The sequence below is a fragment of the Pigmentiphaga sp. H8 genome (assembly GCF_003854895.1).
Classification (GTDB): Bacteria; Pseudomonadota; Gammaproteobacteria; order Burkholderiales; family Burkholderiaceae_B; genus Pigmentiphaga.
The window spans coordinates 4,697,978-4,714,961 of the sequence record NZ_CP033966.1; the positions used below are offsets into that span (position 1 = coordinate 4,697,978).

General features: G+C 68.1%; 14 protein-coding genes. 4 read left to right on the forward strand and 10 right to left on the reverse strand.

Features of this window, described 5'->3' with window-relative positions:
- Positions 1 to 34 precede the first annotated feature (34 nt).
- The 7 genes from EGT29_RS22115 to EGT29_RS22145 all read right to left on the reverse strand — a co-directional run bounded on the left by EGT29_RS22115 (position 35) and on the right by EGT29_RS22145 (position 9,839).
- Complete coding sequence (locus EGT29_RS22115) at positions 35 to 778, reverse strand: peptidylprolyl isomerase (protein WP_124691008.1); 744 nt, start codon at positions 776 to 778, stop codon at positions 35 to 37.
- Positions 779 to 789: 11 nt separating this feature from the next.
- The gene (gene narI / locus EGT29_RS22120; RefSeq protein WP_124691009.1) at positions 790 to 1,479 is read right to left on the reverse strand and encodes a respiratory nitrate reductase subunit gamma; all 690 of its coding nucleotides are present in this window, start codon (positions 1,477 to 1,479) and stop codon (positions 790 to 792) included.
- Positions 1,472 to 2,140 (reverse strand): nitrate reductase molybdenum cofactor assembly chaperone, encoded by a 669-nt coding sequence (gene narJ, locus EGT29_RS22125; protein WP_124691010.1) that lies wholly within the window; start codon positions 2,138 to 2,140, stop codon positions 1,472 to 1,474. The genes narI and narJ overlap by 8 nt, the downstream gene beginning before the upstream one ends.
- Positions 2,137 to 3,681: a nitrate reductase subunit beta gene (narH, locus tag EGT29_RS22130; protein ID WP_124691011.1), complete on the reverse strand. Its 1,545-nt coding sequence runs from the start codon at positions 3,679 to 3,681 to the stop codon at positions 2,137 to 2,139. The genes narJ and narH overlap by 4 nt, the downstream gene beginning before the upstream one ends.
- A 16-nt stretch (positions 3,682 to 3,697) precedes the next feature.
- Positions 3,698 to 7,447 (reverse strand): nitrate reductase subunit alpha, encoded by a 3,750-nt coding sequence (locus EGT29_RS22135; RefSeq protein ID WP_124691012.1) that lies wholly within the window; start codon positions 7,445 to 7,447, stop codon positions 3,698 to 3,700.
- A 167-nt stretch (positions 7,448 to 7,614) separates the two neighbouring features.
- Positions 7,615 to 8,781, reverse strand: coding sequence for an ABC transporter substrate-binding protein (locus EGT29_RS22140; protein ID WP_124691013.1), 1,167 nt, complete (start codon positions 8,779 to 8,781; stop codon positions 7,615 to 7,617).
- The gene (locus EGT29_RS22145; RefSeq protein WP_124691014.1) at positions 8,778 to 9,839 is read right to left on the reverse strand and encodes an aromatic ring-hydroxylating dioxygenase subunit alpha; all 1,062 of its coding nucleotides are present in this window, start codon (positions 9,837 to 9,839) and stop codon (positions 8,778 to 8,780) included. Before EGT29_RS22145 ends, EGT29_RS22140 begins: the two co-directional genes overlap by 4 nt.
- Positions 9,840 to 10,046: 207 nt before the next feature.
- Between EGT29_RS22145 and EGT29_RS22150 the strand changes: the two genes are divergently transcribed.
- Positions 10,047 to 10,793 (forward strand): GntR family transcriptional regulator, encoded by a 747-nt coding sequence (locus EGT29_RS22150; protein ID WP_161567914.1) that lies wholly within the window; start codon positions 10,047 to 10,049, stop codon positions 10,791 to 10,793.
- 21 nt (positions 10,794 to 10,814) lie between these two features.
- Here the strand turns inward: EGT29_RS22150 and EGT29_RS22155 are convergent, their stop codons facing one another.
- Positions 10,815 to 11,339, reverse strand: coding sequence for a heme-binding protein (locus EGT29_RS22155; protein WP_124691016.1), 525 nt, complete (start codon positions 11,337 to 11,339; stop codon positions 10,815 to 10,817).
- A gap of 41 nt (positions 11,340 to 11,380) precedes the next feature.
- Positions 11,381 to 12,355 (reverse strand): tripartite tricarboxylate transporter substrate binding protein, encoded by a 975-nt coding sequence (locus EGT29_RS22160; protein WP_124691017.1) that lies wholly within the window; start codon positions 12,353 to 12,355, stop codon positions 11,381 to 11,383.
- 119 nt (positions 12,356 to 12,474) lie between these two features.
- On the opposite strand from EGT29_RS22160, the gene EGT29_RS22165 reads away from it, so the two are divergent.
- Positions 12,475 to 13,395 carry a LysR family transcriptional regulator gene (locus EGT29_RS22165; RefSeq protein WP_124691018.1) on the forward strand — a complete coding sequence of 307 codons (921 nt, stop codon included), beginning with the start codon at positions 12,475 to 12,477 and terminating at the stop codon, positions 13,393 to 13,395.
- 13 nt (positions 13,396 to 13,408) lie between these two features.
- On the opposite strand, the gene EGT29_RS22170 is transcribed toward EGT29_RS22165, so the two are convergent.
- Positions 13,409 to 13,861: a MarR family winged helix-turn-helix transcriptional regulator gene (locus EGT29_RS22170; protein ID WP_238160166.1), complete on the reverse strand. Its 453-nt coding sequence runs from the start codon at positions 13,859 to 13,861 to the stop codon at positions 13,409 to 13,411.
- Positions 13,862 to 13,943: 82 nt separating this feature from the next.
- Here EGT29_RS22170 and EGT29_RS22175 point away from each other — a divergent pair, with 82 nt between their 5' ends.
- Together EGT29_RS22175 and EGT29_RS22180 are read left to right on the forward strand one after the other, a co-directional pair.
- Complete coding sequence (locus EGT29_RS22175; RefSeq protein WP_238160167.1) at positions 13,944 to 15,740, forward strand: chloride channel protein; 1,797 nt, start codon at positions 13,944 to 13,946, stop codon at positions 15,738 to 15,740.
- A gap of 3 nt (positions 15,741 to 15,743) precedes the next feature.
- On the forward strand, positions 15,744 to 16,901 hold the full coding sequence (locus tag EGT29_RS22180) for a D-alanyl-D-alanine carboxypeptidase family protein (RefSeq protein ID WP_192901769.1): 1,158 nt from the start codon (positions 15,744 to 15,746) through the stop codon (positions 16,899 to 16,901).
- Positions 16,902 to 16,984: the final 83 nt, after the last annotated feature.

Consider the following 16,984-nt stretch of genomic DNA (forward strand, 5'->3'; position numbering starts at 1 on the left):
CCGCCCCGTCCGGCGCCTGCGTTCGCACCACGCGCTATTGCAGCAGCGGCGAATCCGCCCCCTGCATGTCCAACCCCTTGATGTCGGCCTGGCCCACGAGCCATTGCAGGTACTGGTGGGTGGCGCGGCGCAGGCTGGCGGCCTGCAGCCACTCGGCGATGCGCGCGTGGGCGTCCTCGAAAGCCAGCGTGCGGCCCGGGTCCCGGGCGCCGGTACGGACGATGTGGAAACCGTACCGGGTCTCGACCAGCCGCTCGCGCAGCGTATGCGCCGGCATGGCGAATACCTCGGCCTCGAACTCCGGCACCGTTTCGCCGCGCCGTATCGTGCCCAGCCCGCCGCCGGCCACGGCCGAGGGACAGTTGGAATATTGCCGCGCCATGTCGGCGAAGGCCGCCGGGCCTGCCTGCGCCAGGGCCTGCAGGATCTCGCCGGCCCGATGGCGCAGCACGGGCGCGCGGATGCGCGGCGTCAGCTGGAACAGGATGTGTTCGACCTCGACCCACGCATCGACCACGAAGCGCTCGCCGTGCATGTCGTAGTAACGGCGGCAGGCGGCCTCGTCGGCGCTGGGCGTGCGCACGTCCGCCGCCAGCACGGCCCGTACCGCCTCGTCGCCTTGCGTGCCGACGCCCAGCGCGCGGGCCCGCTGGACCAACAGTTCCCGCAGCACCAGTTCCTGCGCGGCGCTTTCCATGGGATCGACGGCCTCCTGGTGACGCCGGGCCTCCGACGCCAGCCGCGCCTCGTCGATGATGACGCCGTTGACCGATATCATGCCGTCCCCCCTCATCCGCGCGGCCGCACCAGCTGCCAGGCGCGCCCCAGGTAGGCGACCGAGCCGAATCCGCTCCACACGTGCACCAGCCGCGTGAACGGAAAGATCGCGAACAGCGTCATGCCCAGCACCATATGCACGTGGTAGATGACGGGCGTGCCCGCCATGGCCTCGGCGGCGCCGCCGCGGAAGGTCACGATGCGCTGCGCCCACTCGCCCAGCGCGATCATGACCGCGCCGTCCTTGTGCTGCATCGAGGTCAGGATGGACAGGAGCCCCAGCGCCAGGACGATCAGTATCCAGACCAGGGTCAGCCAGTCGGAGAAACGCGAGGTCGCCGCGATGCGCGGCTCGGACCAGCGCCGCCAGATCAACAGCAGCAGCCCCGCCAGGCAGACCAGCCCCAGGATGGCCCCGACGACGATCGCCATCGTCTGCTTGAGCCCGGTGGAAATGCCCATCGCATGATAGACGGCGGGCGGCGTCAAAAGGCCGACCAGATGCGTGAAGAACAGCGAGATGATGCCGATGTGGAAAAGATTGCTGCCCCAGCGCAGCGTGCCGCGCTTGAGCAACTGGCTGGAGTCGCTCTTCCACGTGTACTGCCCGCGCTCGAACCGGGCCAGGCTGCCCAGCAGGAAGATCGCCAGCGCGATGTACGGATAGATCGCGAAGAAGAAGTGGTACAGGTAGTCACCCATGGTTTCCTCCCTTGCCCGTCCCGGCCGCCGCGCGCCGCGGGTCGGTTGCGTGGAAGCGCACCGGCTGCGGCTGGCCGTGCGCGCGCAGGGCCGGCTCGGTCATGCCGGCCCCGGGGCCGAACGTGACCATGCCTTCCTCCATGTCCCCCTCGGGCGGCTCGGGCAGGGCCTCGGGCTGGACGTCGGTCAGGCGCCGCAGCACGTCGAAGGCCCGGGCGTACGGGCTGCCCGCCGCGTCGAGCTTGTCGCCGATGCGGGCCAGCACGTGGATCGCATCGCCCAGCAGGACCGCCGCCTGCGGCGCCGGCAACTGGCCCAGGAACTCCAGGAACATCGGCACATAGTCCGGCAGTTCCCCGGGCCGGGGCTCCAGGCCATGCCGCAGGTATTCCTCGCGCAGGTTCACCATGGCCTGTCCACGGTCGCGCGATTCGCCGTGGACATGCTCGAACAGGTGCAGCGAATGGGCCGGGCGCCGGTCGAAGGTCGCCACGTACTCCTCCTGCAGCGCGATCAGGTCGGGCTTGCCCTCCATCATCGCGAACAGCGGCGCCAGCGTGGCGGCGTCGGCCGGCGCCAGGGCCGACCGCAGCTCGGGCAGCGCCGCCACCATCTCGGCGTCGGGATAGGCCAGCAGGGTGGAAAGCACGGTATAGGTCATCGGCTGCGCTGCACTTCCATGAACGTCACCGGCTGCTCCGCGCGGTCGCGGGGCGGCGCGCCGAACAGCGAGGTCTGCGAGACGCCGTTCGAACAGCCGTCGCCGAAGGTGAAGCCGCAGGAGCCCTTCAGGTCGAAGGCGTTCTCGGCGTACTCGCGATGGGCGGTGGGGATGACGAAGCGATCCTCGTAGTTGGCGATGGCGAGATAGCGGTACATGTCCTCGACCTGGGCCAGGGTCAGGCCGACCTGGTCCAGGATGTCGCGCCGCTCCTGCCGGTCCACCGTACGGGCCCGCATGAAGGCGCGCATCGCCAGCAGGCGCTCCAGCGCCAGGGCCACCGGCGCCTCGTCGCCGGCCGTCAGCATGTTGGCCAGATAGCGCAGCGGGATGCGCAGCGACTTCACGTCGGGCAGCTCGCCGAAGGAGCCGATCTGTCCGCTGTGGGCGGCGGACTGGATGGGCGATAGCGGCGGCACGTACCAGACCATGGGCAGCGTGCGGTACTCCGGGTGCAGCGGAAACGCGATCTTCCACTCCACCGCCATCTTGTAGGTCGGGGACACGCGCGCCGCGTCCAGCCACGACTGCGGGACCCCGTCGGCCAGCGCCTGGGCGGCGACGGCCGGGTCGTGCGGATCCAGGAATACGTCCAGTTGCGCCTGGTACAGGTCCTTCTCGTGCTCGACCGCCGCCGCCTGTTCGATGCGGTCGGCGTCGTACAGCAGCACCCCCAGGTAGCGGATCCGCCCCACGCAGGTTTCCGAACAGACGGTAGGCTGGCCAGCCTCGATGCGCGGATAGCAGAAGATGCACTTCTCCGCCTTGCCGCTGTGCCAGTTGTAGTAGATCTTCTTGTAGGGGCAGCCCGACACGCACATGCGCCAGCCGCGGCACTTGTCCTGGTCGACCAGCACCACGCCGTCCTCCTCGCGCTTGTAGATCGAACCCGACGGGCAGCTCGCCACGCAGCTGGGATTCAGGCAGTGCTCGCACAGGCGCGGCAGGTACATCATGAAGGTGTTCTCGAACTGCCCGTAGATCTCTTTCTGGACGTCCTCGAAGTTGTAGTCCTGGGATCGCTTGGAGAACTCCCCGCCCAGGATCTCTTCCCAGTTGGGCCCCCACTCGATCTTCTCCATGCGCTGCCCGGTGATGAGCGAGCGCGGCCGGGCGGTAGGGGCGGCCTGCTGTTCCGGCGCCGACTGCAAATGGTCGTAGTCGAAGGTGAAGGGTTCGTAGTAGTCGTCGATCTCGGGCAGGTTGGGATTGGCGAAGATGTTCGCCAGCAGCTTGAGCTTGCCGCCCTGGCGCGGCTCTATCCTGCCGTCCGGGCGGCGCCGCCAGCCGCTGTTCCAGCGCTTCTGGTTCTCCCAATCCTTGGGAAAGCCGACGCCGGGCTTGGTCTCGACATTATTGAACCAGGCGTATTCCACCCCCTGGCGCGAGGTCCAGACGTTCTTGCAGGTAACCGAACAGGTATGGCAGCCGATGCACTTGTCCAGGTTCAGCACCATCGCGATCTGCGCGCGGATCTTCATCGTCGTCTCCCGATCTCTAGCGGGTTGCCTGGGCTGCGGCCGGCGTGTCGAGCCAGTCGACCTTGGCCATCCTGCGGACGATCACGAACTCGTCGCGGTTCGAACCCACCGTGCCGTAGTAGTTCAGGCCGTACGAAAGATGGGCGTACCCGCCTATCATGTGCGTGGGCTTGAGCACGATCCGCGTCACCGAGTTGTGGATGCCGCCGCGGGTGCCTGTGATTTCCGACCCCGGCGTGTTCACGATCTTCTCCTGGGCGTGATACATCATCGTCATCCCCTGCGGCACGCGCTGGCTGACCACCGCGCGCGCCACCAGCGCGCCGTTGACGTTGTACGCCTCGATCCAGTCGTTGTCGGCGATGCCGGCCTTCGCCGCGTCGATCTCGGACATCCAGAGGATGGGGCCGCCCCGCGACAGCGTCAGCATGAGCAGGTTGTCGGTATAGGTCGAATGGATGCCCCATTTCTGGTGCGGAGTCAGGAAGTTCAGCACCAGTTGCGGATTGCCGTTGTCGCGCGGGGCCTCCAGCATGGGCCGGATGGAGCCGGTATCCACGGGCGGCCGGTAGGTACACATGGCTTCGCCGAAGGCGCGCATCCACGCATGATCCTGGTAGAGCTGCTGCCGGCCCGTCAGGGTGCGCCAGGGTATGAGTTCGTGCACGTTGGTGTAGCCGGCGTTGTAGCTCACGTGCTCGGACTCCACGCCCGACCACGTCGGCGACGAGATGATCTTGCGCGGCTGCGCCTGGATGTCGCGATAGCGGATCTTCTCGTGCTCGCGCGGGGCCGCCAGGTGGGTGTGGTCGCGCCCCGTGACGGCCGACAGCGCCTCCCAGGCCTTGACGGCCACGTGGCCATTGGTCTCCGGGGCCAGGGTCAGGATGGCCTCGGCCGCGTCGATGTCCGTGTCCAGGCGCGGCAGGCCGTGGCTGGGGCCGCTTTCGTCCACCGCGTAGTTCAGCTGCGCGAGCAGGTCGCACTCGCTGTCCGCGCTCCACGAGATGCTCTTGCCGCCCACGCCGAGCTTGCGCGTCAGCGGGCCGAGCGAGGTGAACTGGCGGTACAGCTCGGGATAGTTGCGCTCGACCACCGTCATCGACGGCATGGTCTTGCCCGGCACGGGTTCGGTCTCGCCGCGCTTCCAGTCGCGCACGCCATAGGGGTCGCCCAGCTCTCCCGGCGTGTCATGCTGCAGCGGCGTCAGCACCAGGTCCTGCGCGGCCGGCAGCTCGTCCCGCGCGATGCCCGAGAAGGCCGCGGCGATGCCCTTGTAGATCTCCCAGTCGCTGCGCGACTCCCAGACCGGATCCACCGCCGCCGACAGCGGGTGGATGAAGGGATGCATGTCCGAGGTGTTCAGATCGTTCTTCTCGTACCACGTGGCCGTGGGCAGCACCACGTCGGAATACATGCAGGTGGTGGACATGCGGAAGTCCAGCGTGACCAGCAGGTCGAGCTTGCCCTGAGGCGCCTCGTCGCGCCAGGCGACTTCGTCGGGCTTCTGCTGGCCGGTCTCGCCCAGGTCCTTGCCCTGCACCCCGTGGCGCGCGCCCAGCAGGTGCTTGAGGAAATACTCGTGGCCCTTGCCCGAGGACCCCAGCAGGTTGGAGCGCCAGACGAACATGTTGCGCGGGAAGTTGTCGGGATGGTCGGGGTCCTCGCAGGACATCTTCAGGCGCCCCTCGCGCAGCGCCTGCACCACGTAGGCCGCCGGCTCCTGCCCGGCCGCGCGCGCGGCCCGGACGACCTCGAGCGGATTGGTCTGCAACTGCGGCGCGGACGGCAGCCAGCCCATGCGTTCGGCGCGCACGTTGAAGTCGATCATGGTGCCCTGGAACTGCGCCGCGTCGGCCAGCGGCGACAGGAGATCCTGCACCTTCAGCTTCTCGTAGCGCCACTGGTCGGTGTGCGCGTAGAAGAACGAGGTGCCGTTCATGTGCCGCGGCGGGCGGGCCCAGTCCAGCCCGAAGGCAACGGTGGTCCAGCCCGTCTGCGGCCGCAGCTTCTCCTGCCCGACGTAGTGGCACCAGCCCCCGCCCGACTTGCCCACGCAGCCGCACATCACCACCAGGTTGATGATGCCGCGATAGGCCATGTCCATGTGGTACCAGTGATTCAGGCCCGCGCCCAGGATCACCATGGACCGGCCCTGCGTCTTGTCGGCGTTGTCGGCGAACTGGCGCGCGACCGTGACGACGTCGTCGCGCCGCACGCCGGTGATGCGCTCCTGCCAGGCCGGCGTGCCGGGCACGTCGTCATCGTAGGACGCCGCCACGTTGCCGCCGCCCAGGCCGCGGTCCAGCCCGTAGTTGGCCATCAGCAGGTCGTATACCGTCACCACCAGCGCCTCGCCCTCGCGGGTCGCCACCCGCCGCGCCGCCATGTTGCGCAGCAGGACCTCGTCGTGGTCGGTGCCCTGGAAATAGTCGTGCTGGGCCCCGCCGAAATAGGGAAAGGCCACCGGCACCACGTCGTCGTGGCTGCCGACCAGTGACAGTCGAAGGCTGACATCGCCGCCCGAGGCGTCGCGGGACTCCAGGTTCCACTTGCCCTGGTCGCCCCCTTCCTTCTGGCCCCAGCGGAAGCCAACCGAGCCCAGCGGCGCGACCAGCCGCCCCGAGTGCTCGTCGATGGCCACGGTCTTCCAGTCCGGATGATTGGTTTGGTCCAGCGCGTCGGGCAGGTCCGCCGCCCGCAGGAAGCGCCCGGCCACGTAGCGGTCGCCGTGGCGCTCCAGGCAGACCAGGAAGGGCATGTCGGAATACCGGCGGCAGTACTCGCGGAAATACTCGCTCTTGCCGCCCAGGTGGTATTCCTTGAGGATGACGTGCCCCATCGCCATCGCCAGCGCGGCGTCGGTTCCCTGCTTGGGATGCAGCCAGATGTCGCCGAACTTCGAGCCTTCCGCGTAGTCCGGGAAGATCGACACGATCTTGGCGCCGCGGTAGCGTGCCTCGACCATGAAGTGAGCATCGGGCGTGCGCGTCTGCGGCACGTTCGAGCCCCACATCATGATGAAGCTGGCGTTGAACCAGTCCGCGGATTCGGCCACGTCGGTCTGCTCGCCCCAGGTCTGTGGACTGGATGGCGGCAGGTCGCAGTACCAGTCGTAGAAGCTCAGGATGGTGCCGCCCAGCAGCGAGAGATAACGGCTGCCGGCCGCGAAGGACACCATGGACATCGCGGGGATGGGCGAGAACCCGACCACCCGGTCGGGGCCGTAGCGCTTGACGGTATACGCGTTGGCGGCGGCCACCAGTTCGTTGGCCTCGTCCCAGGTCGTGCGCACGAACCCGCCCATGCCGCGCATGGACTTGTACTCCGCCGCCAGCGCCGGCGTAGTGCCGATGTGTTCCCAGGCCTGCATCGGCGCCATGGTCTTGCGCGCCTCGCGCCACATGCGGGCCAGGCGGCCGCGCAGCATGGGGTACTTCAGGCGGTTGGCGCTATACAGATACCAGGAGTACGACGCGCCGCGCGAACAGCCGCGCGGTTCATGATTGGGCATGTCCGGCCGCGTGCGCGGATAGTCGGTCTGCTGCGTTTCCCAGGTAACGATGCCGCCCTTGACGTAGATCTTCCACGAACAGGAGCCGGTGCAGTTCACTCCGTGGGTCGAGCGCACGATCTTGTCGTGCTGCCAGCGGTCCCGGTAGGCGTTCTCCCAGGACCGGTCCTCCTGGACGACGGTGCCGTGGCCGCCGGAGAACGATTGCTTGATCCGGCTGAAATACTTGAGGCGATCGATCAGGTAACTCACCGCGGTACCTCCAGACGTCGTCGACGGCCATGGGCCGGCTGGGCGGAACGGCAAGGCGGAAAGAGCGGGGGGTGCGATGAAGGCCGCACGAGCGGTCGTGCGGGCCTACGTTAACAAGTGTTTCGATCGATAGTCAACGACATGCGGATGTCAGCCGGCCAGGCGCTTCAATCCATCCGGCACTCCTGCGCGAAGGAGTCGCGGCTGCGTTCGAAGATGACGCCCTTGCTGGAAAGCGCCGCCTTCCCGTCCTGGCCCTTGACCACGTCCACGCGATAGAACGGCGAGATCGGGAACTGGTTGGTGTTGAACGCGAAGTACCCGCGCACCGACTGGAAGTCCGCCGCCTTCAACGCCGCGCGGAACGCCGCCTTGTCGTCGACATTGCCGCCCGTGCGCCGCAGCGACGAGGCGATCAGGCGCGCGGCATCGTAGGACTGGGCCGCATACAGGGAAGGCTCGCGGCCGTACTTCTTGCGGAAGGCGCCGGCGAACTCGCGGTTCGCCGCATTGTCCAGGTCCGGCGCGTAGGGCGAACTCGTGACCGCGCCCAGGGCCAGGTCGCCCAGGGCCGGCAGCGTGGAGCCATCGATGGTCGAGACCGAGATCATCGGGATCTTCGTCATCAGGCCGGCCTGCTGGTACTGCTTGGTGAAGTTCACTCCCATGCCGCCCGGGTAGAACGTATAGATCGCATCCGGCCTGGCCGCGGCCAGGTTGGAGATCTCCACCGAATAGTCCGGCTGGTTCACGCGGCTGAAGGCCTCGCCCAGGATCTCGCCCTTGTAGGTGCGCTTGAACCCCTCCATGGCGTCCTTGCCCGCCTGGTAGTTGGGCGCCAGCAGATAGACCCGCTTGAAGCCCATGCGGTTGACCAGTTCGCCGGCCGCTTCGTGCAACTGGTCGTTGTTCCACGAGGTCGAGAAGAAAAAGGGCGAACAGCCCTTCCCCGTGATCGGCGTCGGGCCGGCGTTGGAGCCGACCAGGAAGACCTTGCCCGACGTGATGGGCCGATGCACGGCCATCATGACGTTCGAGAACACGATGCCGGTCACGATGGGGACCTGGTCCCGCACCATCAGCTGGCGCGCGATCTGCACGCCCTTCTCCGGCTTCATCTCGTCGTCCTCGCGCAGGACCTTGACCTCGACGCCGCCCAGCCGGCCGTTCTCCTGGTCCACGGCCAGCATGAAGCCGTCGTACTGGTCGACGCCCAGCGCCGCGCCAGGGCCCGAGAAGGTCGACAGGAAACCGATCTTCACCGGCGCCGCCGCGGCGGCGCCGCAGGCGAACAGCGCGGCCAGAACGAGGGATCGCGATAAGTGCATGGTCATGCTCCTGCTCCTGGAGTGTGGCCGGCTTCGGCCTGGGTTTCCGCCGCGATCATCCGCTTGACCGCGCGCCGCATGTGGATCCGGGCGGCGTCCGAGACGATGTCGATCAGGCCCTGTTCGCCGCGGTCGGCCAGCATGGCCTGCTGGGCCTCGACGATGGCCTTGTCCTCGCGGAAGGCCGTGTCGATCTCGTGGAACAGCGCGTCGGTCGCGGCGGGGTCGTCCTGCCGGTAGCCGTTGGCCGCCGACCAGAAATAGAAGCAGGTGGTCTCGGTTTCCGGCGTCAGCCCGTGGAAGATGCGCAGCGAGAAGCCCGGCTGGTCGCGGTTTTCCACCGCGCCCTTGCCGCTGTCTATGCCGCCGGTCCATTGCAGTACCGCGCCCGGCGCGATGTACTGGAACTCCATCCACCGGTCGATGCGGTCGGCCAGGGACACCGCCTTGGTGTAGGTGGGAGGCGGCGCGGAGTCCATCAGCCAGCGGATGAAGTGCAGGCCGTCGTCGGCGGGCGTGACCGTCATCCTGGCCTCGACATGCGCCTTCGGATTGCCGCCTATGGTGTTCTTGTGGACGAAGGCCAGGTGGGTCAGGTCCATCAGGTTGTCCACCAGCAGCATGGAGCTGGCCTTGACGTGATAGACCTGGCACTTGTGCGGCCACGCGGCGTGATCGTTGTGGAAGGGGTAGGAGACGATGCGGGCGGGATCGGCCTGCTGCGGCTCGCCCAGCCATATCCACACCAGCTCGTCCTGCTCGACCACCGGGAACGACTGCACCCTGGCCTTGGGTGGAATCGAGGCCTGGCCGGGAATCCGGACACAGGCGCCCGCCGCGTCGAACACCATGCCGTGATAGCCGCACTCCAGGCCCTCCGGCACGACCTGGCCGAACCGCAGGGGCGTGCCGCGGTGGCAGCACCGGTCGAGCAAGGCAGCCACCTTGCCCGTGCCCGGATCCCGGAACAGCACGACGGGCACACCGCACAGGGTGCGGGAGAAGGGCGCGGCCTCCACCTCGCTCGCCCAGGCGGCAACGTACCAGGCATTCTTGACGAACATTTCGCCTCCTTGGGCGGACGATGGAGAAACTTTTTTACGGAATCATGTTCTTTATTTTCCAATCAGCGTATACGTAAAATTTGAATAAGACAATTTTTTGCTTATTTATTACGCATAAAACCCTATTTTTGTATACGCAACGTATTCGAAAAACGGAAAATGAAGGTTCTGGACCATAATGGCCGCTTCCCTGCCTCACGCTCTCACATGGACATCGATCCCAACCTGTCGCAAACCGAAAGAGCCGTCTACGGACTGCGCGGCCTGATCGTTCAAGGCAAGCTCAAACCCGGCGACCGGGTGCTGGAACAGGCGCTGGTCGACGCCTTCGGCGTGTCACGCACGCCGGCCCGCGCCGCCATGCAGCGCATCAGCGAGGAAGGACTGATCTCCCTCCAGCCCTCGGGCGGCTATGTGGTGTCCAGCTTCACGGAAGACGACGTGTTCGACGCCATCTCGATCCGCGGCACGCTGGAGGGCATGGCGGCGCGGATGGCCGCCGAAAAAGGCGCGCCGGCGCGCGTCCTCAAGGCCATGCACGAATGCCTGGAAGAACTGGATGCGGTGGTGGGATCGTCCGATGTCGCCGGGCGCCAGAACGACTACGTCGTCCTGAACGACCGGCTGCATGACCTGATCTGCGGCGCCGCGCAAAGCCCCATGGTGGCCCGGGCGCTCGAGCGGCTGGTGGCCATTCCCTTCTCGGTCAACAATTCGTTCACCAACGTTCCCGCGTCGGCCGAGGCCAGCGTGCGCGACATCCTGCGCGGCGCGCAGGAGCAGCACCGCAACATCGTCGACGCCATCGAGAACCGGGAAGGAACGCGCGCGCAGGCGCTGATGATCGAGCATTCGCGCTCGACGTGGAAATACCTCAACCTGATGCTGCACCTGCCGGAGCCGGTCGCGCTTCCCGGCGGGCTGGAAGCCGCGCTGCGCGCCCGCCGGACCTGAGGGCGGGCGCACAGCGCCTGCCTACAGGGCGCGGTCGCCCAGGCCGACCTTGGCGTAGATCTCGTTGACGTGCCGCTTCACGTCCTCCGGCGTGTCGTCGGTGGCGGGCTTGTGCGCCCAGCCGGCCTTCTCGCGCGCGTAGCGGCCGATGACTTCGTCCTGGTCCGAGGTCGCGCCGCTGATGCCGTAGGCACCGACCATCTCGTCGCCCTTGAACACCGGGGCGCATCCGCCCGAGGCCACGACCTGGCCGTTGGTGAACACCGAGGCGTTCATCAGCATCTGCGGATTGCGCTCCTTGAACCACTGCTGGATGATCAACCCGTCCTGGAAGCGCGGGCTCATGGAGCGGAACGCGGCCACGGTATAGGCCTTGCCGCGCGCCGTGTCGGGGGTGATGAAGCCCGCGTCGTCCATGCGCTCGAGCGCGATCAGGTGCCCTTCGGCGCTGACGACCGCGATCGACACCGGCACGCCCATCTCCAGCGCCTTTTCCTGCGCCGCGCGCATGAATTCCCGGCATTCGGCCAGTTGGATTCTTGCCATGCTTGTCTTGCTCCTGTGGTGATGATGAGGCCCGCTTGGGGTTATTCCAGCTTGACGCCCGCCGCCTGCATGACCTCGGCCCACTTGTCGACCTCGGCCCGGATGTAGCGGGCGGTTTCCTCGGGACCGGCCTTGAACGGTTCGATCCCTTGCGCGCGGAACTGTGCCCGCAGGTCAGGCGTATCGAGCGCGGACTGGATGGCCGCTGACAGCCGCCGCCTGACCGCATCGGGAGTCCCCGCCGGCGCCGCCAGACCGAACCAGACCGAGGTGTCGAAGTCCTTCAGTCCCAGTTCCGACAAGGTCTTCAGGTCGGGCAGCGCGGCGATGCGGTCCTTGCTGGCCGCCGCCAGCGCCACCAGCTTGCCGGACTGGATGTGCGGCAGCGCGGTGGACGCGGGCGCGAACATGATGGCGACCTGGCCGCCCAGGAGGTCGGCCATGGCCGGCGAACTGCCCCGATAGGGCACGTGCAGCAACTGCACGCCCGCCTTGCTGGCGAACAGTTCTCCCGCCAGATGCGGCGAGGTGCCGTTGCCCGACGAGGCGAACGTGATGCCGCCGGGCCTGGCCTTGGCCGCGCGGATCAGGTCGTCCACCGACTTCAGGTTGCGGGACGGGTGGGCGACCAGCACGTTGGGCACGTTGCCCACCAGCCCCACCGGCGCGAAACTCTTGACCACGTCCACCAGATCGGGGTTGCGCGAACTGGAATTGATGGCGTTGGCGATGGTGACCACGAACAGCGTGTAGCCGTCGGCGGGCGCACTGGCGGCGGCGCGCGCCGCGATGTCGCTGCTCGCGCCCGGCCGGTTCTCGACCACGACGCTCTGGCCCAGTTCCGCCGCCAGCTTGCCGGCGATCAGGCGCGTGCCCACGTCGGTGGAGCTGCCCGGCGGAAAGCCCACCAGGATCCTGATGGGCTGGGAAGGATACTTGTCCTGCGCGCCGGCCGCCGCCGGCACGCACGCGGATGCGGCCACGCAGAACGCGGCCAGCCATGTGCGGTGATTCATCGTGTCTCCCTGGACTGGGGCCGGTCCGCCCGGCCGCTCTCATGACGGATGGCCGTATTACACGATCGGCTCACTTATAATTCAAACGAATATTTCTTATCTAGAAATGAGCTGATCTCATGAATTTGACGGTGCGTCAGTTGCAAGCCTTCGTGCTCGTCTCGCGGCTGGGCAGCTTCACCAAGGCCGCCCACGCCATGCACGTCACGCAGTCGGCGCTCAGCCTGCTGGTCCGCGAACTGGAGACGGGACTGGGCACGCGCCTGGTCGACCGCACCACGCGCAGCGTCAGCGTCACCGCCGTCGGCCGGGAATTCCTGGCCAGCGCCGAGCGCATCCTGGACGACATCGGCCACGCCATCGCCAACGTCGACCAATGGGTGGCGCACCAGCGCGGACGCGTGGTCGTGGCCGCGCCGCTCGTGCTGTCCGGCACCCTGCTGCCGCCGCTGGTCGCGGACTTCAGGGCCGGCCACCCCGGCATCGAACTCGTCTTGAAGGATTCACTGCCCGACGAAGTGCTGCCGCAGGTCCGCAGCGGCGCGGCCGACCTCGGCATAGGCACCTTCCGGCGCACCGAGGCCGAGTTGCAGCACACACAGTTGTTCGAGGAATCGCTGGTCGCGATATTTCCGGTGGACCATCCGTTCGCGCGCGCGCGGCGCCTGCCCTGGCGCCGGCTGGAACAGGAACGCGTGCTGACGCTGCCGCGCGGCAGCGTGTTCCGCGAGCTGGCCGAGCGGGGCTGCAACGCGGCGGGCATGGCGCTCGATCCGGCGGGGGAAGCGACCTACGTCGGCACGCTGATCGGATTGGTGTCGGCCGGGCAGGGGGTGGGCATCGTGCCCGGCTACGCGACCGCGCTGGCCGACCGGCGCGTGATCGCCTGGAAACCGTTGCAGGACCCGGTCGTGCGGCGCGAAGTGTCGATCGTGCACCGCGCCACCGTGGCGGTCTCGCCGGCGGCCCAGGCCTTCATGGATTTCGTCCTGGGGCACGCCGGCATCCGGCGGCTGCGCCGCGCGTCCGCCAGGGATTGACGGGCGGGAACGTTCAGTCCGCCGCGCCGTCGTCGAAGCGCGCGAGCAGCCGCGTCAGCAGCGGCTTGATCGCCCGCAGTTCCTCCAGGTGCGCCGCCGACAACTCCTCCAGCAGTTGTTCGGCATGCGCCGTCAGCACCAGCCGCACCTTGCGGCCGTCGTCGGGATCCGCCATGCGCGCGACCAGGTCCATGCGCACCAGCCGCCCGGCCAGCTCGGCGGCCGAATGCGGCCTGATCAGCAGGCGCTCGGCGATCTCTCCCACGTACAGCCCATCGCGTCCCGGCGCGCCCTTGATGGCGAGCAAGGCCTGGTGCTGCTGCGGCGCCAGGCCGATCGCGTGCGCGGCGTCCTCGCTGAACGCGATGAAGCGGCGCAGGGCGTAGCGGAACTCGGCCAGCAGCGCATAGTCGGCGGTCGACAGGCTGGGTCGCGCGCCGCGCGACGAGGAAGCGGCTTTCTTCACCGGGGCATTCTAATATATGTCGTGGTACGATATATATGGCCGCCCCATGTCCGGGGCGCCCTCTTCCCTTCCCTCCTTCATCATGTCTCATTCCGTTCCCGCTTCCCGGCTCGGCGATTTCACGACCGACCGTCGAGTCCTGCTGCTCATGGCCCTGGCCGCGGCCATCGGCCTGTGCAGCGTCGGCGCCGCATGGCTGCTGCTGCGGCTGATCACGCTGTGCACCAACCTGGCCTACTACGGTCGCCTGTCGCTCGAAGACCTCCCCATCGCCGGCACGCCGCTGGGCTGGACCACGGTGTTCGTGCCGGTGGCAGGCTGCCTCATCATCGGTTTCATGGCGCGCTACGGTTCGGAGAAGATCCGCGGCCACGGCATCCCCGAGGCCATGGAAGCCATCCTGATCGGCCGCAGCCGCATCCAGCCCAAGGTGGCGGTGCTCAAGCCGCTGTCGTCGGCGATATCGATCGGCACCGGCGGCCCGTTCGGCGCCGAAGGACCGATCATCATGACCGGCGGCGCCATCGGCTCGCTGCTGGCGCAGATGGTCCACATGAGTTCGGCCGAGCGCAAGACGCTGCTGGTGGCCGGCGCCGCGGCGGGCATGACGGCCATCTTCGGCACGCCCGTGGCCGCGCTGCTGCTGGCGGTGGAACTGCTGCTGTTCGAATGGAAGCCCCGCAGCTTCCTGCCGGTGGCGGTGGCCGCCGTGGTCGCCGCCGCCGTCCGCCCGCTCGTGATGGGCGGCGCGCCGCTGTTCCCCTATATCGGCTCGGTCGATGTCTCGGCCGCGCACGTGGCGGCCTTCGCCGCGCTCGGCATCGTCGCCGGACTGGGGTCGGGCGTGCTGACGACGCTGGTCTACGCCGCCGAAGACGGCTTCGCCAAGCTTCCCTTCCACTGGATGTGGTGGCCCGCCATCGGCGGTCTCGTCATCGGGCTGGGCGGCCTGATCGAACCGGCCGCGCTGGGCGTGGGCTACGACAACATCCGCCACCTGCTGGCCGGCGACCTGGCGCTGCACGCGGTGCTGCTCCTGCTGGCGGTCAAGGTCGTCATCTGGGCCGTGGCGCTGGGCTCGGGCACCTCGGGCGGCGTGCTGGCCCCGCTGCTGATCTTCGGCGGCGCGCTGGGCGCCCTGGCGACGCCTGTCATGCCGGAAGCCGCGCCCGGCTTCTGGGCCCTGCTGGGCATGGCGGCGATGATGGGCGGCACCATGCGCGCGCCGCTCACCGCCACGCTGTTCGCCGTGGAGCTGACCGGCAACTTCGGCGTGATGGTGCCCGTGCTGACTGCCTGCGCGTTCGCCTACGGCGTGACGGTGCTGCTGCTCAAGCGCTCCATCCTGACCGAGAAGATCGCCCGCCGCGGCCATCACATCACCCGCGAATACCACGTGGATCCGTTCGATCTCGTGCGGGTGACCGACCTGATGACGCGGCAGGTGGAAACGCTGCCGGCGTCGATGACGGTCGGCCAGGCCGTGGAGCATTTCACGACGCTGGAGCGCCGCCACACCAGCTATCCCGTGGTGGACGCGCAAGGCGTGGTGGTGGGCGAAGTCACCCGCGCCGACAGCCTGGCCTGGACGGTGGAACAGGAAGACCGCGACCAGCCCATGGGCGAACTGCTGGCCGACCGGGAACTTCTGGTCGCCTATCCGGACGAACTCGCCAGCCAGTTGGCCGACCGCATGGCGCTCGCGGGCGTTGGGCGCGTACCCATCGTCGACCGCGCCGGCGGAAAGCTGGTGGGGCTCGTGGGCCGCAAGGATCTCCTGCGGCTGCGGGCACTGCGCCTGGCTGAAGAGCGCGATCGCATGGCCTATTTCCGATGGAACGCGGACGCCGGTCGCCCCCCCACTCAGGACATCCGCTAAGACATGCCCATATCGAAGATGGCGGCGGCGCTGGTCTGCGCCCTTTGCACCGCCACCGCCGCCGCCCAGCCCGTACCCATCCCCGCCCTGTCCGCCCGCGCCTGGCTGCTCCTGGATGCCACCAGCGGCCAGGTGCTGGGCGCGCACGATCCGGACAAGCGCATCGAGCCGGCCTCGCTCACCAAGATGATGACGGCCTACGTCGTGTTCCAGGCGCTGCGCGACCACGCCGTGGCCCGCGACACGCGGGTCACGGTCTCGACACGGGCCTGGAAGGTGGCGCCGGGCAGCTCGCGCATGTTCCTCGAACCCGGCAAGCAGGTCAGCGTCGACGAACTGCTGTACGGGCTGCTGGTACAGTCGGGCAACGACGCCGCGATCGCGCTGGCCGAGGGCGTTGCCGGGTCGGTCGAGGCCTTCGTCGCACGCATGAACCAGGAGGCCGGAGAAATGGGCCTGGCCTCGACCCACTTCTCCAACCCCCACGGCCTGCCCGATCCGCAAACGTATTCGACCGCGCGCGACCTGTCCGTGCTGGCGGCCCGGATCGTGCGCGACTTCCCCGACCTGGCGGGCACCTACGACGCCACGCGCCAATACACCTACAACCGCATCACGCAGCCCAACCGCAATCGGCTGCTGTGGCTGGACGCCAGCGTGGACGGCATGAAAACCGGCCACACGGAGTCGGCCGGATACAGCCTGGTGGCGACCGCGCGGCGCGCCAGCGCCGGCGTGCAGCGGCGGCTGGTCTCGGTCGTGGTCGGCACCGCCTCGGATCGCGACCGCACCCAGCAGAGCCGCGAACTGCTGGAATGGGGTTTCCGCAATTTCGAAACGGTGCGGCTCTATGCGGGCGGGTCCCCGGTCGGCTCGCCGCGCGTCTGGAAGGGCGCCCGCTCGACCGTGCCGATGGGCTTCCAGCGCGATACCTACATTACCGTGCGCCCGGGCGCACGGATCGAACGCACCCTGCATCCGGCCTCGCCGCTGATCGCACCGCTGGCGGCGGGACAGCGCGTGGGCGAGCTCGAGGTGCGCGTGGACGGCGAACCGGCCCGGCGCCTGCCGCTGGTCGCCCTCCAGCCGGTGCCGGCGGCATCGTGGTTCGGCCGTACCTGGGACGGACTGCGCCTATGGCTGCGCGGCCTGGGCGCCTGAGGCGCGCACGGATTTTGCAACGGATGTCTCGCATGGTAGGCTGGGCAAAAACAAGGCAGCGGGCCACGCAGTCCCGCTCCATG

What these genes read in the sequence shown, in the direction of transcription:
- narJ (WP_124691010.1), bottom strand. Translation starts at nt 2,140, where the DNA reads ATGACCTATACCGTGCTTTCCACCCTGCTGGCCTATCCCGACGCCGAG.
- EGT29_RS22155 (WP_124691016.1), bottom strand. Translation starts at nt 11,339, where the DNA reads ATGGCAAGAATCCAACTGGCCGAATGCCGGGAATTCATGCGCGCGGCG.
- EGT29_RS22145 (WP_124691014.1), bottom strand. Translation starts at nt 9,839, where the DNA reads ATGTTCGTCAAGAATGCCTGGTACGTTGCCGCCTGGGCGAGCGAGGTG.
- EGT29_RS22175 (WP_238160167.1), top strand. Translation starts at nt 13,944, where the DNA reads ATGTCTCATTCCGTTCCCGCTTCCCGGCTCGGCGATTTCACGACCGAC.
- narH (WP_124691011.1), bottom strand. Translation starts at nt 3,681, where the DNA reads ATGAAGATCCGCGCGCAGATCGCGATGGTGCTGAACCTGGACAAGTGC.
- EGT29_RS22165 (WP_124691018.1), top strand. Translation starts at nt 12,475, where the DNA reads ATGAATTTGACGGTGCGTCAGTTGCAAGCCTTCGTGCTCGTCTCGCGG.
- EGT29_RS22160 (WP_124691017.1), bottom strand. Translation starts at nt 12,355, where the DNA reads ATGAATCACCGCACATGGCTGGCCGCGTTCTGCGTGGCCGCATCCGCG.
- EGT29_RS22180 (WP_192901769.1), top strand. Translation starts at nt 15,744, where the DNA reads ATGCCCATATCGAAGATGGCGGCGGCGCTGGTCTGCGCCCTTTGCACC.
- EGT29_RS22115 (WP_124691008.1), bottom strand. Translation starts at nt 778, where the DNA reads ATGATATCGGTCAACGGCGTCATCATCGACGAGGCGCGGCTGGCGTCG.
- narI (WP_124691009.1), bottom strand. Translation starts at nt 1,479, where the DNA reads ATGGGTGACTACCTGTACCACTTCTTCTTCGCGATCTATCCGTACATC.
- EGT29_RS22150 (WP_161567914.1), top strand. Translation starts at nt 10,047, where the DNA reads ATGGACATCGATCCCAACCTGTCGCAAACCGAAAGAGCCGTCTACGGA.
- EGT29_RS22140 (WP_124691013.1), bottom strand. Translation starts at nt 8,781, where the DNA reads ATGACCATGCACTTATCGCGATCCCTCGTTCTGGCCGCGCTGTTCGCC.